Origin of the sequence: Streptomyces sp. ISL-66 (assembly GCF_018614135.1) — a bacterium.
Classification (GTDB): domain Bacteria; phylum Actinomycetota; class Actinomycetes; order Streptomycetales; family Streptomycetaceae; genus Streptomyces.
In genome coordinates this window covers 18,067-41,162 of sequence record NZ_JAGGOW010000076.1, presented here as the reverse complement: position 1 = coordinate 41,162, position 23,096 = coordinate 18,067, and the positions used below count along the sequence as shown (strand labels likewise).

The following is a 23,096-nucleotide window of genomic DNA, read 5'->3' as shown; positions in this document are numbered from 1 at the left end:
GAGGATGTCGGCCCCTCCGGCGGTTACCGCATGGCGGTCACCGCATGGCGGAGCCGGGCCGTGGAACGTCACGGCCCGGCTCATGGGCGTACCGGCTCAGCGGGCGCCGAGGAGGTGTTCGAGGGCGAGCTGGTCCAGGTGCTCGAAGGCCATGCCCTGGCGGGCGGCGGCATCGACGTCGAACTCGTCGAAGGCGGAGCGGTCGGCCAGCAGCCCGGCCAGGCCGTCCTCGGCGGTGGGAAGGGCGAGCTCGGGCAGTCGGGAGGCGGTGAGCGCGGCCTGGACTTCGGGATCGGACCGGAAGGCGCGGGCGCGTTCCGCCAGCAGCAGGTAGTTGCGCATGCAGGCGGCCGCCGAGGCCCAGACGCCGTCGGAGTCCTCGGTGCGCGGCGGCTTGAAGTCGAAGTGACGGGGACCGTCGTAGCCGGCCGATTCCAGCAGGTCGACCAGCCAGAAGGCCTGGCGCAGGTCGCCCGCGCCGAAGCGCAGGTCCTGGTCGTACTTGATGCCGGTCTGGCCGTTGAGGTCGATGTGGAACAGCTTGCCGTGCCACAGGGCCTGGGCGATGCCGTGCGGGAAGTTCAGCCCGGCCATCTGCTCGTGGCCGACCTCCGGGTTGAGGCCGACCCGCTCGGGCCGTTCCAGCTCGTTGATGAACGCCAGGGCGTGGCCGATGGTGGGCAGCAGGATGTCACCGCGCGGCTCGTTGGGCTTGGGTTCGATCGCGAAGCGCAGGTCGTAACCCTGGGTCTCGACGTACTCGCCGAGCAGGTCGAAGGCCTCCTTCAACCGGTCGAGGGCGGTGCGGACGTCCTTGGCCGCGCCCGACTCCGCGCCCTCGCGGCCGCCCCAGGCGACGTACACCGAGGCGCCGAGTTCCACGGCCAGGTCGATGTTGCGGATCGTCTTGCGCAGCGCGTACCGGCGGACGTCCCGGTCGTTGGCGGTGAAGGCGCCGTCCTTGAACACCGGGTGGGTGAAGAGGTTGGTGGTGGCCATCGGCACCTTCAACCCGGACGTGTCGAGTGCGGTGCGGAAGCGCTTGACCGCCTGCTCGCGTGCGGCGTCGCCGGCGGCGAAGGGGATCAGGTCGTCGTCGTGGAAGGTGACGCCGTAGGCGCCGAGCTCGGCCAGCCGCTGCACGGCCTCGACCGGGTCGAGGGCGGGCCGGGTGGCGTCGCCGAAGGGGTCCCGTCCCTGCCAGCCGACGGTCCACAGGCCGAAGGTGAACTTGTGCGCGGGGGTGGGGACGAGCGGGTCGCTGGTCATGAGGCGCTCCGGATCCATGCCGAGGTCTATTTGTTATGGCGAAAAACAAATTAGTATGCCGAGACGCAAGAAGGAACCCCACCGGAGGAACGCATGTCCGCACAGCGTGTCGTGATCGGTGTCGACAGCTCGACCCAGTCCACCAAGGCCCTCGCCGTCGACCTGGAAACCGGCGCCGTCCTGGGTGAGGGCCGCGCCGCGCACGACGTCAGCGCGGGCGCCGGACGCGAGAGCGACCCCGAACAGTGGTGGCGGGCGCTCGGCGAAGCCGTGGCGCGCACCGGATGGGCGGATCGCGCCGCCGCCTGCTCCATCGCCGGCCAGCAGCACGGCCTGGTCACCCTCGACACGGCCGGCCGCGCGGTGCGCCCGGCGCTGCTGTGGAACGACGTCCGCTCCGCCCCGCAGGCCGCCGAACTCGCAGCCGCGTTCGGCCCGGCAGAGCTCGCCCGCCGCACCGGAAGCGTCCCGACGGCCGCCTTCACGGCCGCCAAGTGGGCCTGGCTGCACGCGAACGAGCCCGCCGCCGCCGACCGCGTCGCGGCCGTCCGCCTGCCCCACGACTTTCTGACGGAGCGGCTCACCGGCGAGGCGGTGACGGACCGCGGGGACGCGTCGGGAACCGGCTGGTGGGGCCCGGACGGCTACGACCAGGACATCCTCGGCCGGATCGGCCTCGACCCCGCGCTGCTGCCCCAGGTCCTGCCGCCGGGCGCCCGGGCGGGCCTCGTCCGCGCCGGGACGCCACTGCGCGAGGGCGCGCTGGTGGCCGCCGGGACCGGTGACAACATGGCCGCCGCCCTCGGGCTCGGCCTGACGCCGGGACGCCCGGTACTGAGCCTCGGCACCTCCGGCACCGTCTACGCCGTGGGCCGGACCCGGCCCACGGACCCGAGTGGAACCGTCGCCGGCTTCGCCGACGCCCTCGGCGGCTGGCTGCCCCTCGCCTGCACGCTCAACTGCACCCTCGCCGTCGACCGCTTCGCCGCCCTCCTCGGCCGCGACCGCGAGGACGTCGAGGGAGGTGGCACGGTGGTGGTGCTTCCCCATCTGGACGGCGAGCGCACTCCGAACCTCCCGGACGCTTCCGGCCTCGTCCACGGCCTGCGCCACGACACCACGCCGGGGCAGGTGCTCCAGGCCGCCTACGACGGCGCCGCCCAGGCCCTGCTCTCGGCCCTGGACGACGTGCTGCGTGCCGGAGGCGAGAATCCCGCCCCCGACGAACCACTGCTGCTGATCGGCGGCGGAGCCCGCGGCAGGGCCTGGCAGCGGACCGTCCTGCGGTTGTCCGGCCGAGCGGTTCAGGTGCCCGTGGCCCAGGAACTGGTCGCGCTCGGGGCCGCCGCCCAGGCGGCCGCACTGCTCACAGGCGAGCCCGCCGACGCCGTCGCCCGGCGCTGGCGGACCGCCGAGGGCCCGGTGCTGGAACCCGTGGCCCGTGACGAAGGCGCGCTCGAACGGATCACCAGTACGCTGCGGCGGGCGCGGGCGTTGCAGGAGGTCCCGCCGGGAGAACGATAGGAAGGTCGGCTCAATGGCGGGGATCGGCAGGGCGAACGGGCGCGTGGAAGCCGCGCCCGCCTCGCAGCAGGGGATGCGGCGGCAGAACCTGGCGATGGTCATCGGCGCGGTCGCCGCGCACGGCCCGCTCTCCCGTGCGGACGTCGCCGGGCACACGGGCCTGACCAGGCCGGCCGTCTCCTCCATGGTCGACGAGCTCATCGGTCGCGGAGCGCTCACCGAGACGGAGAGCGCGCCCAGCGGACGGGTCGGCCGCCCCGGGCGGGCGCTGACCCTGAGCGATCGGGGTCCCGCGGGCCTCGGACTGGAGATCGGCGTCACCCATCTCGCCGCGTGCGTCGTGGACCTGCGCGGTGAACCCCGGGTGTGGCGCCGGGTGGAGCGGGCCAACGCGGGCCGTCCGGCCGGGCAGGTGCTGGCGGAGGCCGCCGCGCTGGGCGCCGAGGCGGAGTCCGAGGCCGCCGCCCTCGGACTGCGCGTCGAGGGCCGCGTCCTGGCCGTACCGGGGGTGGTGCCGAACGCGTCGAGCGGACTGATCGCGAACGCGCCCAACCTCGGCTGGCAGGCGGTCCGCCCCGCCGACCACTGGCCCGACCCCGACACCGTGCCCGAACCGGAGAACGAGGCCAACCTCGGGGCGCTGGCCGAGCAGTGGCACCGGGGACACTCCACCGAGACCTTCGTACACGTCTCCGCCGAGGCCGGAATCGGTGCCGCACTGGTCATCGGCGGGAAGCTGTTCCGGGGCTCACGCGGCTTCGCCGGCGAACTCGGCCACCTGCCCGTCCATCCGGAGGGCGCCCGCTGCGCCTGCGGGGCACGCGGCTGTCTGGAGCAGTACGCGGGCGAGGCGGCCGTACTGCGCGAGGCCGGGCTCGCGCACGTCGGCGACCCGGTGGCCCTGCTGGCCGAGCGGGCGGGCGCCGGGGACGCGGCGACCCTGCGCGCCCTGGACCGCGCCGGACGGGCCCTGGGCCTCGCCCTCACCTCGGCGGTGAACCTGATCGACCCGGACGGCCTCGTTCTGGGCGGCGCCTACGCCGAACTCGCCGACTGGCTCCTCCCGTCGATCCGCGCCGAACTGGCCGCCCGGATCACCGTAAGACCCTGGACCCCCGAGGCGGTCCGGCCCTCCGCCCTGGGGCGGCGCGGACCGGTGCTGGGCGCGGCATGGTCGACCGTCCGGCAGATCATCGCCGATCCCACCCGCCTGCCTGACCGCTCCTAGTGCTGTGGCCGGGCGGCGTCCGACGGCTCGTAGCAGAGGCTCGCCATCGGGGAGCGCACGGTCCAGCCCAGCGAGGAGTAGAGCGCCCGTCCCTCGGGCGTGCCGACCAGGAGGCCCGTCCTTGCACCGGCCTCGTAGGCGGTGTTCTGCAGCGTGCGCATCACCAGGCGGCCGAGGCCCTTGCGCCGGTGCTCGGCGGCGCTCTCGACCTGGTCGACGACGATGTGGTCGCCGACATGGGCGATCTGTCCACGGGCGGCGAAGTGTCCGTCGCGCGTGCGGACCAGCACCCGGCTGAGGCCGCTCCGGGTCCAACTGGTGAGCGTGTAGCCGGCCGGCACCTCGGTGCGCTCCGGTTCGAGGTGACGGGTCATCAGGAAGCCGGGACCGTCGAGCCGCCAGCCAGGCCCGACCCAGGGCAGGACCACCTGGTCCTCGGCGAACAGCTTCAGCCACGTCCCGGGCGCGCTCGTCGCGGCGACGATCTTGCGCACGTCGCCCTCGGAGGGCTCCGGCAGCACGTGCCGGGCGACGTGCTGGGGCTGTCCGACGTCGATCGTCCATCCCCACGGCTCGTCGATCGGGTCCGAGCTGCCGCGGGAGACGACCCAGCCGTCGATCCACTTCCGTACGAGCTCACTGATCCTGGTGTCCGGCATCGCCGCCCGCCCCCCTGCTCGGTAATAGCTAATAGCGCTAAGCAGGCCTTACGTGACAGAGGTGGGATGTGACCATGGGGGCAGGCCGTTCGGCCGAGGGAGCACGGATTGCGGCACCGCTCGGCTGACCGCCGTCGGTACCGCGGGGCGGTCAATCGTCGATCGCTCGCAGCGGGTCGTCGCTCAGGCTGGCGGCCAGCCACTGCTCCACGGCCGTGATGTGGACGGTCGCGGCGGAGACGGCCAGCAGGGCGTCGCGCGACTGGAGCGCGCGCAGGATCTGCTCGTGGTCCTGGTGGGCGTTGTCCAACGCGTGACGGGTCCGGCTGCCGCGGACGATGCGGACGCGCTGGGTGCGCGTGGACAGTACCCGCAGGAGCATCTCCAGTACGGGGTTGCCGATGGCTTCGACGATCCTGAGGTGGAAGGCGATGTCGTGGGCGACGAACTCCTCGACGGTGGTGGCGGCCCGGGACCTGTCGAGGATGTCGCGCAGTTCAAGTAGGTCCTCCGGCGTCAGCAGCGCAGCGGCCAGCCCGGTCGCCTGCGGTTCCAGCAGGCGGCGCACCTGGAGCAGTTGCAGTGCCGTGCGGCCCTGGGAGACGTCGGCGGCGAAGGAGAGGCTCTCCAGCAGGAGATGGGGCTCCAGGCTGGAAACGTACGTGCCGTCGCCCTGACGGGTGATCAGGATCCGCATGGCCGTCAGCGCCCGGACGGCCTCGCGCAGCGAATTGCGGGACAGGCCGAGTTGTCCGGCGAGGATCTCCTCCTTGGGCAGGCGGGAGCCGGGCGCGAGTTCGCCGTTGAGGATCATCGCCTTGATCTTGTCGATCGCCTCGTCCGTCAGTGCCACTAACGTGCCTCTCAGTGCCGGGTATGTGCGGGGCGGTGGCGGCGCCGGACCCGGATCGGGGCCCGCGGTGCCGCTTGCGGGACGTGGCTATTCCTGCTTCTCGGCTATTCCTGCTTCTCGCCGGACGCGAATCGGGAGATGACCAGGGCGACGATGATGATGGCGCCGTTGAGGAACTGGTTCCACAGGGGCGGTACGCCCGCCAGCGTCATGACGTTGACGACGAGCTGGAGGGTGAGGACGCCGGTGAGAGCGCCGAAAACGGAACCCTTGCCGCCGTTGAGGCTGACTCCGCCGATGACCGTCGCGGCGAAGACCTGGAAGATCCAGCCGCTGCCCTGGGTGGCGGAGACGGAGCCGTAGTGCCCGCTGTAAAGTATACCGGCGAACGCGGCCAGCACGCTGTCGAGGATGAGCACGACCCACACGATGCGGTCGACGCGGACGCCCGCGGTGCGGGCGGCCTCGGCATTGCCGCCGATCGCGTACAGCGCCCGGCCGTGCCGGAGCCAGGCCAGCACACTGCCGCCGATCGCGAAGAGCAGCGCGCACACCCAGATCGCTGCGGGCACGCCCAGCCAGGACGCCCTGCCCAGGTAGGTGAAGGACGAGGGCAGCTCGACGATGGACTGGCCTTCGGACAGGGCGACTTGCAGCCCGCGGAGCATGGTCAGGGCGCCGAGGGTGACGATGAAGCCGTTGAGGCGCAGCTTGAGGATGAGGAAGCCGTTGACGGCGCCGATCAGCGCCCCGACCAGCAGGCAGAGCGGGACGGCCGTCCACTCCGGGAAGAGGCCGAGTCCGGTGAACCGGCCCCCGCTGGAGGGCAGGATCAACCACACGGCGATGACGGGAGCCACGCCGATGGTGGACTCCAGGGACAGGTCCATCCGGCCGGCGATCAGGACGAAGGTCGTGGCGAGCGCCAGCAGGCTCAGCTCGGTGGACTGCTGGGCCACACCGATCAGGTTGTCGGCGGTGAGGAAGGCCGGCGAGACGATGAACCCGATCAGGCCCAGGACGAGGATCGCCGGGACCAGGGACAGTTCGCGCAAGCGCCCGGGGCCGACCCGGCGGCGGACGGTGTCCGCCGCGGCCGGCGCCGCCGTGCCCGGTGCCTGCTCGGTGAGATCTGTGGTGGCGGACATGACTACCTTCCGTGCTCGTCTGCGCCGGGGGAGGCGGGTAGGGCGGATGTGGGAGACGTGGTGGCAGGAGCCGGGTCGCCGGCTAGGCCCTCGATGGCGGCGACGACGTCCTCGTCCTTCCATCTGTGGTCGAACTCGGCCACCACCCGCCCGTGGAACATGACGACGACCCGGTCGCAGACCTTGAGGTCGTCCAGCTCGTCGGAGACGATCAGCGCGGCCTTGCCGCCGTCCGCGACCTGCCGGATCCTGCCGAGCAGGAACTCCTTGGACTTGACGTCCACACCGTTGGTGGGGCGGATGGCCACGAGCACGTGCGGATCGGTGGCCAGGGCGCGGGCGACGACGACCTTCTGCTGGTTGCCGCCGGAGAGGGCGGAGACCGGGGTGGCCGGTCCGGGAGTCTTGATGTCCAGGTCCCGGATCACGCGCTGCGCGAAGGCCCTGGTGCGGGCGGGCAGCACGGTGCCGAACGGGCCGAGCTGGTCGGTGACGGTGAGCGTCGCGTTCTCTGCCACGCTGCGGTTGCCGACCAGTCCCTGGCGGTGGCGGTCCTCGGGGACCAGGCCGATGCCGGCGGTGAGCGCGGACGGCACACTGCCGGTGCGTACGGTCTTGCCGCCCACCGAGATACGGCCGCCCTCGGCGCGGTGCAGACCGGCGACCGCCTCACCCACCTGCACGTTGCCGCTGGCGGTGGCTCCGGCGAGCCCGACGACCTCGCCGGAGCGTACGGAGAGGGAGATGCCCTCGCACACACCGGGCAGCGTGAGGCCGTCGATCGCCAGCAGTTCCGTCGAGTCGGCCCGTGTGCCCGGGGGGCGGCCGGCGGTGGCGGTGACGGTCGAGGCGGATTCGCCGGTCATGGCCTCCACCAGCGCCGGACGGTCGAGCCGGCTGACGGGCGCGGTGAGGATGTGGGCCGCGTCGCGGTAGACCGTGACCGTGGTGCAGAGGTCGTACACCTCTTGCAGGTGGTGGGAGATGAAGAGGAAGGCGACACCCTGGCCCTGGAGGTCGCGGAGTTTGTCGAAGAGACGGCCGATGCCCCGGCCGTCGAGCTTCGCCGTCGGCTCGTCGAGGATGATGAAGCGGGCGCCGAACGACAGGGCCCGGGCGATCTCCACGAACTGCCGCTGCTCTACGGTGAGTTGCCCGGCCCGGGCGGCGGGGTCGACGTCGACGCCGTACTCGCCGAGGAGCTCCGCGGCGCGGTGGCGCAGACGCTTCCAGCGGATGGGCCGCAGCGGGCCGCCGCTCTGCCGGTTCAGGAAGAGGTTCTCGGCGACGGTCAGCTCACCGATGATCGTGGAGCGCTGGTAGACGCAGGCGACGCGGGAGCGCCAGGCGTCGATGTCGCCGAAGGCGGGGGCCGGCTCACCCGAGAAGCGCAGCGCTCCGGTATCGGGCTGCTGAAGGCCGGTGAGGACGGACACGAGCGTCGACTTGCCGGCGCCGTTGCGTCCGACCAGGGCGTGCGACTCGCCCGGGGCGATGGTGATACGGGCGTCGCGCAGCGCGACGGTCGCGCCGAAACGTTTGCTGATGCCGGTCGCCTCGGCCACTGGGGCCGGGGTGCCGGGACCGGCCGCCGGGGCGGTCGCGGTGTCCGCCATGGTGGATACCGTCCTTCGTGTACGGAGGCTGGGGCGCCGAGGTGCGCGGGCGTGCACCTCGGGCCCGGAGGGGGAGAGGACGCGGTGGGGGACGGGGGGTGGTCCGTTCCGACCGCGCGCGGGGCGGGGACCGCCGGCCGTCAGCCGACGTGGTTGCCCCACAGGGTCGTGTCGTCGACGTTGTCCTTGGTGACCAGGGGAGCGGGGATCTGGTCCTCCAGGCCGTTGGGCAGCTTGATGATGGTGGAGCCGTGGTCGGTCGCACCCGGCTGGAAGGTCTTGCCCTCGGCGGCGGCTTTGGCGTAGTGCAGCGCGTACTTGGCGTAGAGGTCGGCCGGCTGGGAGATGGTGGCGTCGATCTGTCCCTTGCGGATGGCGTCGAACTCCTGCGGGATGCCGTCGTTGGAGACGATGCTGATGTGGCCCTCCTGCCCGGCGGGCTTGAGCAGTCCCTTCTGCTCCAGCAGGGCGAGAGTGGGCTGCAGGAAGACGCCGCCCGCCTGCATGTAGATGCCGTTCAGGTCCGGGTGCTGCGCGAGCAGGCTCTGCAGCTTGGCGGAGGCGACGTCGCCCTTCCAGTCGGTGGGCAGCTCGAAGACCTTGATCTTCGGGAACTTCGACTTCATGCACTCCGCGAACGCCTCGGAGCGGTCGCGGCCGTTGATGGAGTCGAGGGCGCCCTGGAACTCGGCGACCTTCCCCTCACCGCCCAGCTGCGCGCCGAGGAACTCGCACGCCTTCGTGCCGTACGCCCTGTTGTCGGCTCGGACGACCATGTAGACACTGCCCTTGTCGGGTCTGGTGTCGACGCTGACCACCGGGATCTTCTTCGACGCGAGGGTCTCCAGGGTGGAGGCGATGGCGCCGGTGTCCTGGGGTGCGATGACGACGGCTTTGGCGCCCGTGTTCTGGAACACCTGCACGTTGGCGACGAGCTTGGTGACGTCGTTCTGCGAATTGCTCAGCGGTAGCGCGTTGATGCCGTCGGTCTTGATGTCGTTCTTCAGGTACTGCGCGTAGGAGTTCCAGAAGTCGGAGTCGGAGCGGGGCAGGTCGATGCCGATGACGGACTTGTCGCCGCCCGACGCTGCCGAGCCCGGGCTCTCGCGATTGCATGCGGTGGCGAGGGCCAGCATCGCGAGGACGGCGGTGGCGGCTGCGGCGGTGGAGCGGGTGCGGGTGGGGTTCATGGCCGTGTTCTCCTTAGCCAGGGGCGCTGCGACGTGGGGAGGGGGACGTACGCGCCGTGCGGAAGGCGGCGGGGGCGCCGGACGGCGCACCCAGCGATCCGGCCATTCCTCCGATGTATCTGGGACGGGACGTTACGACGACGTTGCCGAAGTTGGCAAGGGTCCTGGACCGGCTTGATGTGCCGGGTCCTCGCGCCACAGAGCGTCGCGACGCTGCCCTAGCCGTCTGACCCCGCCCGACGTCCGCCTGCTCACGAGCAACGGCGCTTCGGGGATGTGCCGCGGACGGCTCCGGGAGAGCTGCCCTTCGAGAGCGGCGGTGGGTGACGGCGAGGAAATACATCCGAGGAATGCATTGTCAGCTGCGATCTCCGCGTCTATGTTCGCTGTGGCCGCCGATACATCCGATGACTGACTGGCCATCGGATGACCGGGGCCCTGGCGAACGGCCCGGACCGGACCGGCGCACCTCAGGTCGCCCGGCCATCACGGCCGATCGCCCCGAAGACGAAACCGAAACCCGCTCGGCGAGGGAGCTGCCCGGTGAAACTGCTACGAGTCGGATCCCCAGGTCAAGAGCGGCCCGCTGTACGCACCGACGACGGCCGGCTGCTGGACCTGTCCTCCGTGACCCGGGACATCGACGGTGCCTTCCTCGCCGGCGGGGGGATCGACCGGGCCCGCGCAGCGGTCTCGGCGGGGGAACTGCCCGAAATCGACCGGGACGGGCTGCGCATCGGGCCGCCCGTCACCCGCCCCGGCAAGGTCGTCTGTGTCGGCCTCAACTACCGCGATCACGCCGCCGAGACCGGCGCGGCGATTCCCGCGCGTCCGGTGGTGTTCATGAAGGACCCGGGCACGGTGGTCGGCCCGTACGACGAGGTGCTGATCCCCCGCGGATCGGTGAAGACCGACTGGGAGGTCGAACTCGCGGTCGTCATCGGCCGCCGGGCGCGCTACCTGGACGGACCGGATGCCGCGCGGGCCGTGATCGCGGGGTACGCGGTCAGCCACGACGTATCGGAGCGGGAATTCCAGCTGGAGTACTCGTCGCAGTGGGACCTGGGCAAGTCCTGCGAGACCTTCAACCCGCTCGGCCCGTGGCTGGTCACCGCCGACGAGGCCGGCGACCCGCAGAACCTCGGCCTGTACCTGAGCGTCAACGGTCTGAAGCGGCAGGACGGTCACACCAGCGGCATGATCTTCCCGGTCGACCACATCGTGTGGTACCTGAGCCAGTACATGGTCCTGGAACCGGGCGACGTGATCAACACCGGCACGCCCGCGGGCGTGGCCCTGGGCCTTCCCGGCACTCCCTACCTGCGCCCCGGCGACACGGTCGAGCTCTCCATCGACGGCCTCGGCAGCCAGCGCCAGACCTTCACCCAAGCGTGAGAGGCAGCACCACCGTGACGACAACCCCCGCCCGGATCATCGCCGTCGACACCTACGACGTCCGCTTCCCCACCTCGCGGGAACTGGACGGCTCCGACGCGATGAACCCGGACCCCGACTACTCCGCCGCCTATGTCGTCCTGCGCACCGACGCCGGCGACGGGCACGAAGGACACGGCTTCACCTTCACCATCGGACGCGGCAACGAGGTCCAGGTCGCCGCGATCGACGCGCTGCGGCCCCATGTCATGGGCCGCTCCGTCTCGGAGCTGTGCGCCGATCCCGGAACGGTCAGCCGGGATCTGATCGGGGACAGTCAGCTGCGCTGGCTCGGCCCCGAGAAGGGCGTCATGCACATGGCGATCGGCGCCGTGGTCAACGCCGTGTGGGACCTGGCGGCCAAGCGGGAGGGCAAGCCGCTGTGGCGGCTGCTCGCCGACGCCTCGCCACAGTGGCTGGTCTCCCAAGTCGACTTCCGCTACATCGCCGACGTCCTCACCCCCGAGGACGCCCTCACGCTCCTCCGCGAGGGCCGCACGGGACTCGCGGAACGTGAGAAGACCCTGCTGGAGCGCGGATATCCCGGCTACACCACCTCCCCGGGCTGGCTCGGCTACACCGACGACAAGCTCACCCGGCTGGCCAAGCAGGCCGTGGCCGACGGCTTCACGCAGATCAAGCTCAAGGTCGGCGCCGACATGAGCGACGACATCCGGCGCCTGCGCACCGCCCGTGCCGCCGTCGGTGACGGCATCCGCATCGCCATCGACGCCAACCAGCGGTGGAACGTGCCCGAGGCGATCAGGTGGACCAACGCGCTCGCCGAGTTCGACCCGTACTGGATCGAGGAGCCGACCAGCCCCGACGACGTCCTCGGCCACGCGGCGATACGGAAGGCCGTCGCTCCCGTCAAGGTGGCCACCGGCGAACACGTGCAGAACCGGATCGTCTTCAAGCAGCTCCTCCAGGCCGGCGCCATCGATGTCCTCCAGATCGATGCGGCCCGGGTCGCCGGGGTGAACGAGAACCTCGCGATCCTGCTGCTCGCCGCGAAGTTCGGGGTGCCGGTGTGCCCGCACGCCGGCGGAGTGGGGCTGTGCGAGCTGGTGCAGCACCTGTCGATGTTCGACTACCTGGTCCTCTCCGGAACCACCGAGAACCGCGTCATCGAGTACGTCGATCACCTCCACCAGCACTTCGTCGAGCCGGTGGTGATCCGGGACGGCCACTACACCGCGCCGCTCGCCCCCGGCTTCTCCGCCACCATGCGCGAGGAGTCCATCACCGAGTACCGCTACCCGGACGGCACGTTCTGGGTGGCCGACCGCGCCGCGCAGGAGGAAGTGGCATGACCGAACTGACCGAACTGACCGGCCTCAGGGCTCTCGTCACGGGCGGCGCGTCCGGCATCGGCCTCGCCACGGCCCGCGCGCTGGCGGCGCGGGGCGCGGCCGTCGCCGTACTCGACCTCGATCCGCAAGGCGTACCCGAACCGCTGCTCGGCCTCAAGGCCGACGTCGGCGACGACGCCTCCGTACGCGCCGCCGTGGAAGAGGCGGCCACGCGGCTCGGCGGGATCGACATCCTCGTCAACAACGCGGGCATCGGCGCCGCCGGCACCGTCGAGGACAACTCCGACGAACAGTGGCACCGCGTCCTGGACGTCAACGTCATCGGCATGGTCCGCACCACCCGGGCCGCCCTGCCCCACCTGCGCCGGTCCGCGCACGCGTCCGTGGTCAACACCTGCTCCATCGCGGCCACCGCCGGACTGCCGCAGCGCGCCCTGTACTCCGCCAGCAAGGGCGCCGTACAATCCCTCACCCTGGCCATGGCCGCCGACCACGTCAGTGAGGGCATCCGCGTCAACTGCGTCAATCCCGGCACCGCCGACACCCCGTGGGTGGCCCGGCTGCTCCACGCCGCCGACGACCCCGCGGCCGAACGGGCCGCCCTCGCCGCCCGCCAGCCCATGGGCCGTCTGGTGACCGCCGACGAGGTGGCCGCCGCCATCGTCTACCTGGCCGGTCCGGCCGCGGCCTCCGTCACCGGCACCGCCCTCGCGGTGGACGGCGGCATGCAGGGACTGCGGCTGCGCCCGGCGGCCCGGTCGTGAGGACCACCGGGCTGGGCGGCAGCGCGGCAGCGGTCTCGGAGCTCGCCCTGGGCTGCGCGGCCCTCGGCAACCTCTACCACCCGGTCACCGACGAGGCCGCCCGCGCCACGGTGGACGCGGCCTGGGACGCCGGCGTCCGCACCTTCGACACCGCCCCCCACTACGGACTGGGCCTGTCGGAACGGCGGCTCGGTGCCGCCCTGCGCGAGCGCCCCCGCGACACCTACACCCTCTCCACCAAGGTGGGCCGGCTCCTCGTGCCGAGCCCCCAGGGCAACCGCGGGGACGACCTCGCCCACGGCTTCGCCGTCCCGGCCACCCACCGCCGGGTCTGGGACTTCAGCGCCGACGGAGTGCTGCGCTCCCTCGAGGCGAGCCTGGAACGCCTGGGCCTGGACCGCGTCGACATCGCGCTGCTGCACGACCCGGACGACCACGCCGAACAGGCGCTGCGGGAGGCATATCCGGCGCTGGAGCGGCTGCGCGGCGAAGGCGTGGTCGGGGCGATCGGCATCGGCATGAACCAGTCCGCCCTGCCCGCCCGCTTCCTGCGCGAGACCGACATCGACGTGGTGCTCCTGGCCGGCCGCTACACACTCCTCGAACAGGACGGGCTCACCGAGCTGCTCCCGGAGGCGGCCGCCCGCGGCCGCAGCGTCGTCATCGGCGGAGTGTTCAACTCCGGACTGCTGACCGCCCCCCGGCCGGGCGCCACCTACGACTACGGGCCGGTCCCGCAGCCGGTGCTCGACCGGGCACTGCGGCTGCTGGCGGTCACCGAGCGCCACGGCGTGCCGTTGCGGGCCGCCGGGCTGCGCTTCCCGTTCGGCCACCCGTCCGTGGCGAGCGTCCTGACCGGTGCCCGTTCCCCCGAGGAGGTGCGCGACACCGTGGAGCAGCTGCGGCGCCCGATCCCGGAAGGCCTGTGGGACGAGCTGCGCGCCGAGGGCCTGCTGGACCCGGACACCCCCGTACCCGTCACCGCGCCCATCGGGGAAACCCCCTCACCGAAGGAGCCGTCATGAAGGTCGCCCTGCACACCAAGGTCCGCGCCGACCGCACCGAGGAGTACGACGCCGCGCACCGGCAGGTGCCCGAGGAGCTGACCGCCGCCATCCGCGCCGCGGGGGTCAGCGAGTGGACGATCTGGCGCAGCGGCACCGCCCTGTTCCACGTACTGGAAGTCCAGGACTACCAGGCGATGATCGCGGAGCTCGAGAAGCTGCCGGTCAACATCGCCTGGCAGGCGCGGATGGCCGAGCTGCTGGACGTCGTCCACGACTACTCCACGCAGGGCGCGGACGCCTCGCTGCCGGTGGTGTGGGAGCTGTGACCGGGGCGGACCACGGGCCGGGAACCGTGGACGCCCACCACCACGTGTGGGACCTGTCCGTCCGCGACCAGCCCTGGATCACCGGGCCCGAACTCGCCCCGCTGCGCCGGGACTTCTCCCTCGCCGACCTGACACCGCAGGCCCGCGCGGCCGGCGTCACCGCCACCGTGCTGGTGCAGACGATCACCGCGGCGGAAGAGACCCCCGAGTTCCTGGCCATGGCCGCGCGCAGCGACCTGGTCGCCGGGGTCGTCGGCTGGACCGACCTGACCGCACCCGACGTCGCCGACACCCTCGCCGGGCTGCGCGCCGCCACCGGCGGGGAGCACCTGGTGGGGATCCGCCACCAGGTGCAGGACGAGCCGGACCCCCGCTGGCTCGTGCGCCCGGAGGTACTGCGCGGCCTGGCCGCGATCGCCGAGGGGGGACTCGTCTACGACCTCGTGGTGAAGCCGCACCAACTCGAGGCCGCCGCCCTGGCCGCGCAGCGCCTGCCCGGCCTCACCTTCGTCCTCGACCACCTCGGCAAGCCGCCCGTCGCGTCCGGCGAACTCGCTCCCTGGGCGGAGCGGATCAGGCGCCTCGCCGCCCTCCCCAACACCGTCTGCAAACTCTCGGGCATGGTCACCGAAGCCGACCGGGGCTCCTGGACGGTCGATGACCTGAGGCCGTACGCCGACACCGTCCTGGACGCCTTCGGTCCCGGGCGGCTGATGTTCGGCTCCGACTGGCCCGTCTGCCGGCTCGCCGCCACCTACGCCGAAGTCGTCGCCGCCGCCGACGACGTGACGGCCGAGCTCAGCCCGGCCGAGCGCCGCGACGTCTTCACCGGCACGGCCGTGCGGACCTACGGCCTGACCATCACCGCACCCCCGGTCCCGCCCGAGGAAACCCCATGCGCATAGCCCTCTTCATCACGTGCTTCAACGACACGATGTTCCCCCGCACCGGCCAGGCGGTGACCGCCCTGCTGGAACGCCTCGGCCACACCGTGGAGTTCCCGCAGGGCCAGACGTGCTGTGGCCAGATGCACTTCAACACCGGCTACCGGCCCGAGACCCTGCCCATGGTGCGCCGCTTCGCCGAGGTCTTCGCGGGCTACGACGCCGTCGTCGTTCCGTCCGGGTCCTGCGCGGGCATGGTGCGCGAGCACCACCGGGTGGTGGCCGTCCAGTACGGGGACGCCGCCCTCACCGAGGCGGTCGAGCGAGTGGCGGCGACGGTGTACGAGCTGTCGGAACTCCTCGTCGACGTCCTCGGCGTCACCGACGTCGGCGCGTACTTCCCGCACCGCGTCACCTACCACCCGACCTGCCACTCGCTGCGCATGCTCCGCGTCGGCGACCGGCCGCTCAGCCTGCTGCGCGCCGTGAAGGGCATCGACCTCGTCGAACTGCCTGCCGCCGAGTCCTGCTGCGGCTTCGGCGGTACCTTCGCGCTGAAGAACGCGGACGTGTCCAACGCCATGCTCGCCGACAAGATGCGCCATGTCCTGAACACCGGCGCCGAGTTCGTGTGCGCGGGCGACAACTCCTGTCTCACGCACATCGGCGGCGGCCTGTCGCGCCTGCGTACCGGCGTCGGCACGATGCACCTGGCCGAGATCCTGGCCTCGACGGAAGGAGACGTGCGGTGAGCGGAGCCGACAACGTCGTATGGCTGGGCACGCCGGCCTTCCCCCAGGCGGCGCGTGCCGCGCTCGCGGACACCCAACTGCGGGCGAACCTGCGCCGGGCGACCGGCACCATCCGGGACAAGCGCCTGGCGGTCGCCGCCGAGCTGGAGGACTGGGAGGAACTGCGGGAGACGGCCGCAGCCGTCAAACGTCACACCCTGCGCCATCTCGACCACCATCTCCTGCGCCTGGAGAGCGCGGTGACCGCCGCGGGCGGAGTGGTCCACTGGGCGGCGGACGCCGCCGAGGCCAACCGCATCGTCACCCACCTGGTGAGGGCGACCGGCGAGAGCGAGGTCGTCAAGGTCAAGTCGATGGCGACCCAGGAGATCGGTCTCAACGAGGCGCTCGCCGAGGCCGGCATCCGCGCCTACGAGACCGATCTCGCCGAACTCATCGTGCAATTGGGCCACGATCGCCCGTCCCACATCCTGGTGCCGGCCATCCACCGCAATCGCTCCGAGATCCGGGAGATCTTCCGGCGGGAGATGGGGGAGTGGGGAAGGCCGGCTCCCGAAGGGCTCTCCGACGATCCCCGCGATCTCGCCGAGGCGGCCCGGCTCCACCTGCGGGAGAAGTTCCTGCGGGCCAAGGTGGCCGTCTCGGGCGCCAACTTCGCCGCTGCCGACACCGGAACGGTGGTGGTGGTGGAGTCGGAGGGCAACGGGCGGATGTGCCTGACCCTGCCCGAGACGCTGATCACCGTGATGGGCATCGAGAAGGTCCTGCCGTCCTTCGCCGACCTGGAGGTCTTCCTCCAGCTCCTGCCCCGCTCCTCGACGGGCGAGCGCATGAACCCGTACACCTCCCTCTGGACGGGCGTCACCGAGGGCGACGGCCCCAGGAACTTCCACCTGGTCCTCCTCGACAACGGCCGCACCGCGACGCTGGCCGACGAGGTCGGCCGTCAGGCCCTCGCCTGCATCCGCTGCTCGGCGTGCCTGAACGTCTGCCCGGTGTACGAGCGCACGGGCGGCCACGCCTACGGATCCGTCTACCCCGGCCCGATCGGCGCCGTACTGACCCCCCAGCTCGTCGGCATCGAGAACGCGGCCTCCCTGCCCTTCGCCTCCACCCTGTGCGGCGCCTGCTACGACGCCTGCCCCGTGAAGATCAACATCCCCGAGGTGCTGGTCCATCTGCGCGCGGAGGCCGTGGAGGCGGGGCGGCGCGGCAGACGCCTGCCCACCATCGAGGGGCTCGCCATGAAGGCCGCGGCCGCCGTCATGTCCTCCCCGGAGCGATTGGCCACGGCCCAGAAGCTCGCCGGACTCGGGGCCCGGCTGCTGGCCCGTGACGGCCGGATCGGCGTCCTGCCGGGTCCGTTCGCCCGCTGGTCCGGCAGCCGTGACACGCCCCTGCCGGCCCGGGAGACGCTCCGTGCCTGGTGGCGCCGGACGAGGCCACCCGCGAAGGAAGACAGCCCTGCGACGGTGGAAGGGAAGGGACGACGATGAACGGTCGCGAGAGCGTCCTGAGCGCGGTGCGCAGAGCCCTGGCCGGAGTGCCCGGAACGGAGAACCCCGACGACGTACCGCTCCCGGACACGCCGCGCGCCGACCACGCGGGACCGGACGTCGTCGGGCTGTTCGCCGAGCGTGCCGCCGAGTACCGCGCCACGGTGGTCCGCGTTCCGGCGGCCGATGCGGCGGCGGCCGTCGGGCGCGCGCTGGCCCGCACCGGAGCACGGTCCCTGGTGGTGCCGCCCGGGTTTCCCGAAGACCTGGTCCCGCAGGGACCCTGGACCCGGCTGGCGGACGCTCCGCCGCTGACGGTGGGGCAGCTCGACGGGGCGGATGCCGTGGTCACCACCGTCGCCACCGCGATCGCCGTCACCGGCACCGTGATCCTCGACCACGGACCCGGCCAGGGGCGCAGGGCCCTGACCTTGTTGCCGGACCAGCACGTCTGCGTGGTCCGGGTGGACCAGATCGTCCCCGACGTGCCCGAGGCGCTGAGCCGGCTCGACGCTTCTCGGCCGCTCACGCTCATCTCCGGTCCCTCGGCCACCAGTGACATCGAGCTGGAGCGTGTCGAGGGCGTGCACGGGCCCAGGACCCTGGACATCGTCCTGGTGGTCGACGCATAGCGGCCGGTGCCGTGCCCCGTCACTCACTGAACGGACCGAGACGCACATCCGATGTCCGAGCACGTTTCGCCATCCCTTGTCCCTCACTCTCCAGGAGTCGAACGATGTCCTCCTCCCCCCTCAGCCGACGCTCCCTGATCAAGGGCGCCGCCCTCGCCGGCGGCGCCGTGGCGTTCGGTCTGCCGCAGGCCCTGTGGCCCGCCACCGCCCAGGCCTACACCGTCCCCTCGAAGCTGGACTGGTGGTACCAGGCCAGGTTCGGCATGTTCATCCACTTCGGGTCCTACTCCTACCGCGGCCACGGCGAGTGGGCTTTCTCCACCGAGAACTGGAACAAGGCCGACTACCAGACCCAGGTGACCACCCCGTTCAACCCGGCCGGCTTCAACGCCGCCACCATCGCCGAACTGGCCAGGAGCGCCGGGATGAAGTACCTCGTGATCACCGCCAAGCACCACGAGGGCTATGCGATGTGGGACTCCGACGTCGCGGGCTTCACCGACACCACCGGCACCAAGCAGTACAACCTGCGCGACTACAACGGCTACCAGCCCGACCTGCTGGCGCAGCTGAAGACCGAGTGCGAGAAGCGGGGCGTCAAGTTCGGGCTCTACTACTCGATCCTGGACTGGAGCCACCCCTCCCAGACCATCAACCGGGGCACCCTCTTCTCCGACATGTCGTCGCAGACCGCCCGCACCGCCTACATCAACGACATGAAGGCCCAACTGCAGGAACTGCTGGACCGCTACGACCCCGCCGTCCTGTGGTTCGACGGCGACTGGTGCGGCAACCCGTCCGGCCCCACGCTCACCGACTGGTGGACCAAGGCCGACGGTGAGGACCTCTACGGCTGGCTGATGGCCCGCAAGCCCGGACTCGTCGTCAACGAACGTGTCAAGCGGGACCTCGGTCTGGGTGACTTCGCCTGCCCGGAGCAGACCGTGCCGGTCAGGCCGCTGGACCGGCCGTGGGAGACCTGCGCCACCATGAACGGCCAGTGGGGCTACACCGACTGGGCCGAGAACAACTACAGGTCCGTGAAGGACATCATCCAGGAGATGGTCACCGTCGTCTCCCGGGACGGCAACTACCTGCTCAACATCGGCCCCAAGGGTGACGGCACCGTGACGGCCGGAGCGACGACGGTACTGGGCGGGCTCGCCTCCTGGATGGCCACCCACGCCGACAGCATCCACGGAACCAGCGGCAGCCCCTTCGCCACCGAGCCGTCCTGGGGCAGGATCACCAAGAAGAACGGCAAGCTCTTCGCCCACGTCTTCACGTGGCCGACGGGCGGCACCCTGCAGATCCCGGTGGTCCACAACACGATCAGCCGCGTCTACTTGATGAACAATCCCTCGGTTTCGCTCGCCCACACGGTCAGCGGCGGCCAGATCAACGTCAGCGTGCCGCCCACAGCGCCCAACGCGAACGACTCCGTGGTCTGCGTGGAGGTCAGCGGCATGCCGGCGGTCCTGGCGGGCGGCGTCTACCGGCTGGTCAGCGCTCACAACGGCAAGGCCCTCGACAACAGCAACACCACCACCGAGGGCGGCCAGGTCGCCCAGTGGACCCCCAACGGAGGCTCCCCGCAGCAGTGGACGGTCACCGACCTGGGCCACGGCTACTACAAACTGGTCTGCGTCCGCAGCGGCAAGGCCCTCGACGACAACGGCAACACCTCCGACGGCGCGGTGATGGTGCAGCGCACCGACAACGGCGGTCAGGGGCAGCAGTGGGCGGTCACCGCGCTGGGCGGGGGTGCGTTCCGGCTCACCAACCGGCACAGCGGGAAGGTGCTGGACAACGCCTACGCGAGCGGGGACGCAAGCCCGGTCATCCAGTGGTCCGCCAACGGCGGCCCCGCGCAGAACTGGAACATGACCAAAACCGGCTGAGCCCGCCCGGGAGTCCGGCACCGGAACCTTCCGGTGCCGGACCCCTGCGCGACGACTCCCGTGCACACGGGGCCGATTGGCTTGATGCTGCCTCAGACGGTGAAGGCGACGCGCGCGAGCCGCACCGGGCCGCGCAGGCCGAGGCGGACGTCGTGCACTCCGGCAGCCGCGACGACGGGGGCGGTCACCGTGGCGTAGTCGTGGGGCCCGGCGGTAGCGGGGGAAAGCGTGAGCACCGCCAGTACCGGGCCGTCGTCCAGCGAGAGTTCGACCGCGCCCTCACCCGCGGCCTCCACCGTGATCCCGGCAGCACCCTTCCCGAAGTCGCAGTCTCGGAAGACCAGTTCGCCCCTCCGGCCGGCCACAGGGGTAACGGAGTCACCCGATGTCTTCGCGCGATCCACGATCTCCGTGCCGCTCTGGTCGTCGAAGTCCACCGCGTCCAGGCCGCCCGCCATGACCGGCCGGGGGAGGGACGGCTCGCCGTCGAGCTCGACGGTCCGGGCCAGGCGGACGTCCTCGCTGGACGCTCCGACGAGGATCTCGTAGTGGCCCGGTGCCACCCGCTGACGTCCCTGGGCCACGTCCCAGAACGCGAACGCCGACATCGGCACCCGGAAGGCGATCTCCGTGACCTCGCCGGCCGCGAGCGTCACACGCCGGTGCGCGGCCAGTTCCCTGCGGGGCCGTGGCACCGACGGCTCCACGGCCCGGGTGTAGAGCTGGACGACCTCGTCCGAGGTGACGTCACCGGTGTTGCCGACCGTGAAGGACACGTACAGTGTCCCGTCCTCGACGCGCGTCGTGAGGCCTTCGTAGGAGAAGGACGCGTACGACAGGCCGTGGCCGAACGGGAAGAGGGGCGTGCCCTCGAAGTAGAGGTACGTCTGGCGGCCCCCGATCACGTCGTAGTCGAGGAGGTCGGGCAGGTCGGAGTCGTCGGCGTACCAGGTCTGCGGGAGACGGCCGGCGGGGGAGACGTCGCCGGCCAGGATCCGGGCCAGGGCGCTGCCGGCCGCCTGGCCGCCGTGGGCCGTCCACAGCAGCGTCGGCACGTCCGCGTGATCGACCGCGTACGGGTACGCCGACACCAGCGCCAGCACCGTGTTCGGGTTGGCCGTGCGGGCCGCGCGCAGGAGGCGCTCCTGGTGGGCGGGGAGGGTCAGCGTCGTACGGTCCTCGGTCTCCCGTCCGTTGATGTGCGGGTCGTTGCCCGCGACCACCAGGACCACGTCCGCCTGCGCGGCGGCCCTGCGCACCGCGTCCTCGCCGTTCTCGACGACGACGACCTCGAAGATCTCTCCGTTCCCGTCGGCAACCTTGACGCCGTCGGCGGCGACAGAGACGGGGTGGCCCGTGGCGATGTGGCGAAGGAGGTGCCCGTTCTCGTGCGGTTCCAGGCGGAACGTCTCCTGGACGACCCAGCCTCCGGGCTGGTCGGCGGAGGCTCGGACACGGCCGTCCTCGGCGACGGAGAGATAGCGGCCGTCGGGGGCGCGCAGGGTCAGCACGCCCTCGCCCCAGTCGATGAGGGAGAGCTCGGTGCCGGCCGCGCGGGTGGTGAGCGGGGGCAGGTCCGTCCGGCCCGTGAGCAGGGCCGGGTCGAGGGCGCCTCCGGCGCCGCGCACCTCGTCGTGGGCCTCCGCCTCGGGGACGTGCAGGAAGGCTCCGGCCGAGGTCTTCAGCAGGATCCGGTCCACGCCCTCCGCGAACTGCACGCGCTCCGAGCCGAACCGCTCGTACAGGGCCGCCAGCGGCGTGGAGCGGTGCAGGAGCGTGCCGCTGTACCAGTCGAGCTTGCACTCGTCGGCGAGCAGGCCGACCACCGCGAGCCGGGTGCCGGGCGCGAGCGGCAGCACGCCACCGCTGTTCTTGAGCAGCACGACCGCCTGCTCGGCCGCCTCCTGGGCGAGGGCCCGGTGGGCCGGGGTGTCGAAGTCCGTGGTGAGCGCGTGCGGATCGTACTCCGGGTCGAACTCGCCGAGGCGGAAACGGACCGAGAGCTGGCGGCGCACCGCCGCGTCGACGTCCGGCTCGGTCAACAGGCCCTGCGCCAGGGCGCCCCGGACCCGTGCCGTGATCTCCGAGCTGTCGGTGCCGTGGTCGGTGAAGCTGTCGACGCCGGCCAGCAGGGCGGCGGCCGTGGCTTCCTCGTGGGTGTCGAAGTAGTGCTCGGAGTCGACCAGGTTGGAGGGCGCGCCCGCGTCCGAGCAGACCAGCAGCTCCTCGTCGGTCCAGGTGCGCAGCTGCTCGCGCAGATACGGCGAGAGATGGTTCGGGCGGCCGTTGACCAGGTTGTACGCCGGCATCACACCGGCCACGGCGCCCGCCTCGACCGTCTCGCGGAAGGCGCGCAGGTCGTATTCGTGCAGGACGCGCGGGCGGACCGAGGAGGACGTGACGTCGCGGCCCGTCTCGTTGTTGTGGGCCAGCCAGTGCTTGAGGACGGGGGCGGTGCGCCAGTACGTCGGGTGCTCGCCGCGCAGGCCGTGCGTGTAGGCGGTGGCGATGGCCGAGGTGAGCTTCGGGTCCTCCGAGTAGCCCTCCTCGTTGCGGCCCCACAGGGGATGGCGCAGCAGGTTCACGGTCGGGGCCCAGACGTTCAGCCCCACGCGGTCGTCGCGGGCGCGCATCGCCCGGGCCTCCTTGGACACCGCCTCGCCGACCCGTCGTACGAGATCCGTGTTCCACGTCGCGCCCAGGCCCACCGCCTGCGGGAAGACGGTGGCCGGACCCATCCAGGCCACACCGTGCAGGGCCTCCTGGCCGGTGCGGAACGCGGCGACGCCGAGCCGCTCCACGGCGGGCACGAACTGGTGCAGGAATCCGATCTTCTCGTCGAGGGTGAGCCGCGACAGGAGGTCGTCGATGCGCTTCGCGAAAGGCAGTTGCGGATCGCGGAAAGGCGGTGATGTGTGCGGCGTCTGTGCGGACACGTGGGATCCCCTTGAGATGGAGCGGCGGGTGCTTTCGAAGCGCTTCGATGCTCACCAGATAGCAGGGTGGATGTCAAGGGATCAACCCCCTTGCGTCAAGCAGCATATAAGGAGCATTCACCTCCAGGCCGCGGAGGAATCTCGGAAGCGACCCTTGTGCGCCT

The 23,096-nt window shown here is 71.6% G+C and carries 19 protein-coding genes; 12 read left to right on the top strand and 7 right to left on the bottom strand.

Annotated features, from left to right (window positions below):
• Positions 1-96: 96 nt before the first annotated feature.
• On the bottom strand, positions 97-1,269 hold the full coding sequence (gene xylA / locus J7E97_RS15820; RefSeq protein ID WP_215027507.1) for a xylose isomerase: 1,173 nt from the start codon (positions 1,267-1,269) through the stop codon (positions 97-99).
• Between the two features lie 93 nt (positions 1,270-1,362).
• On the opposite strand from xylA, the gene xylB reads away from it, so the two are divergent.
• Both xylB and J7E97_RS15810 read left to right on the top strand, forming a co-directional pair.
• On the top strand, positions 1,363-2,793 hold the full coding sequence (xylB, locus tag J7E97_RS15815) for a xylulokinase (protein ID WP_215027505.1): 1,431 nt from the start codon (positions 1,363-1,365) through the stop codon (positions 2,791-2,793).
• 13 nt (positions 2,794-2,806) lie between these two features.
• Entirely contained in the window at positions 2,807-4,021 is a 1,215-nt protein-coding gene (locus tag J7E97_RS15810) for an ROK family protein (protein WP_215027503.1), read from the top strand.
• On the opposite strand, the gene J7E97_RS15805 is transcribed toward J7E97_RS15810, so the two are convergent.
• From J7E97_RS15805 to J7E97_RS15785, 5 genes are all read right to left on the bottom strand, one after another.
• Positions 4,018-4,680: a GNAT family N-acetyltransferase gene (locus tag J7E97_RS15805; protein WP_215027501.1), complete on the bottom strand. Its 663-nt coding sequence runs from the start codon at positions 4,678-4,680 to the stop codon at positions 4,018-4,020. The two genes, J7E97_RS15810 and J7E97_RS15805, sit on opposite strands and share 4 nt — an antisense overlap.
• A 151-nt stretch (positions 4,681-4,831) precedes the next feature.
• Positions 4,832-5,533: a FadR/GntR family transcriptional regulator gene (locus J7E97_RS15800; RefSeq protein ID WP_215027499.1), complete on the bottom strand. Its 702-nt coding sequence runs from the start codon at positions 5,531-5,533 to the stop codon at positions 4,832-4,834.
• A 104-nt stretch (positions 5,534-5,637) separates the two neighbouring features.
• Complete coding sequence (locus tag J7E97_RS15795; protein WP_215027497.1) at positions 5,638-6,681, bottom strand: ABC transporter permease; 1,044 nt, start codon at positions 6,679-6,681, stop codon at positions 5,638-5,640.
• Between the two features lie 2 nt (positions 6,682-6,683).
• Positions 6,684-8,297: a sugar ABC transporter ATP-binding protein gene (locus J7E97_RS15790; RefSeq protein ID WP_215027496.1), complete on the bottom strand. Its 1,614-nt coding sequence runs from the start codon at positions 8,295-8,297 to the stop codon at positions 6,684-6,686.
• 140 nt (positions 8,298-8,437) lie between these two features.
• On the bottom strand, positions 8,438-9,487 hold the full coding sequence (locus J7E97_RS15785) for a sugar ABC transporter substrate-binding protein (protein WP_215027494.1): 1,050 nt from the start codon (positions 9,485-9,487) through the stop codon (positions 8,438-8,440).
• A 543-nt stretch (positions 9,488-10,030) separates the two neighbouring features.
• Between J7E97_RS15785 and J7E97_RS15780 the strand changes: the two genes are divergently transcribed.
• The 10 genes from J7E97_RS15780 to J7E97_RS15735 all read left to right on the top strand — a co-directional run bounded on the left by J7E97_RS15780 (position 10,031) and on the right by J7E97_RS15735 (position 19,996).
• The gene (locus J7E97_RS15780; RefSeq protein WP_215027492.1) at positions 10,031-10,882 is read left to right on the top strand and encodes a fumarylacetoacetate hydrolase family protein; all 852 of its coding nucleotides are present in this window, start codon (positions 10,031-10,033) and stop codon (positions 10,880-10,882) included.
• A 14-nt stretch (positions 10,883-10,896) separates the two neighbouring features.
• Positions 10,897-12,234, top strand: coding sequence for an L-fuconate dehydratase (locus J7E97_RS15775; protein ID WP_215027490.1), 1,338 nt, complete (start codon positions 10,897-10,899; stop codon positions 12,232-12,234).
• Positions 12,231-12,998 (top strand): SDR family NAD(P)-dependent oxidoreductase, encoded by a 768-nt coding sequence (locus J7E97_RS15770; RefSeq protein WP_215027488.1) that lies wholly within the window; start codon positions 12,231-12,233, stop codon positions 12,996-12,998. Before J7E97_RS15775 ends, J7E97_RS15770 begins: the two co-directional genes overlap by 4 nt.
• Positions 12,995-14,023 (top strand): aldo/keto reductase, encoded by a 1,029-nt coding sequence (locus J7E97_RS15765; protein ID WP_215027486.1) that lies wholly within the window; start codon positions 12,995-12,997, stop codon positions 14,021-14,023. Before J7E97_RS15770 ends, J7E97_RS15765 begins: the two co-directional genes overlap by 4 nt.
• Complete coding sequence (locus J7E97_RS15760) at positions 14,020-14,331, top strand: L-rhamnose mutarotase (protein WP_215027484.1); 312 nt, start codon at positions 14,020-14,022, stop codon at positions 14,329-14,331. Before J7E97_RS15765 ends, J7E97_RS15760 begins: the two co-directional genes overlap by 4 nt.
• Positions 14,328-15,236, top strand: a complete 909-nt coding sequence (locus tag J7E97_RS15755) for an amidohydrolase family protein (protein WP_308346522.1) — start codon at positions 14,328-14,330, stop codon at positions 15,234-15,236. The genes J7E97_RS15760 and J7E97_RS15755 overlap by 4 nt, the downstream gene beginning before the upstream one ends.
• Positions 15,227-15,967: a (Fe-S)-binding protein gene (locus J7E97_RS15750; RefSeq protein ID WP_215027482.1), complete on the top strand. Its 741-nt coding sequence runs from the start codon at positions 15,227-15,229 to the stop codon at positions 15,965-15,967. Before J7E97_RS15755 ends, J7E97_RS15750 begins: the two co-directional genes overlap by 10 nt.
• Complete coding sequence (locus J7E97_RS15745) at positions 15,964-17,463, top strand: LutB/LldF family L-lactate oxidation iron-sulfur protein (protein WP_215027480.1); 1,500 nt, start codon at positions 15,964-15,966, stop codon at positions 17,461-17,463. Before J7E97_RS15750 ends, J7E97_RS15745 begins: the two co-directional genes overlap by 4 nt.
• Positions 17,460-18,095: an LUD domain-containing protein gene (locus tag J7E97_RS15740; protein ID WP_215027478.1), complete on the top strand. Its 636-nt coding sequence runs from the start codon at positions 17,460-17,462 to the stop codon at positions 18,093-18,095. Before J7E97_RS15745 ends, J7E97_RS15740 begins: the two co-directional genes overlap by 4 nt.
• Positions 18,096-18,199: 104 nt before the next feature.
• Positions 18,200-19,996, top strand: a complete 1,797-nt coding sequence (locus J7E97_RS15735) for an alpha-L-fucosidase (RefSeq protein WP_215027476.1) — start codon at positions 18,200-18,202, stop codon at positions 19,994-19,996.
• 92 nt (positions 19,997-20,088) lie between these two features.
• Here the strand turns inward: J7E97_RS15735 and J7E97_RS15730 are convergent, their stop codons facing one another.
• Positions 20,089-22,932 (bottom strand): glycoside hydrolase family 3 C-terminal domain-containing protein, encoded by a 2,844-nt coding sequence (locus J7E97_RS15730; protein WP_215027474.1) that lies wholly within the window; start codon positions 22,930-22,932, stop codon positions 20,089-20,091.
• Positions 22,933-23,096 lie beyond the last annotated feature (164 nt).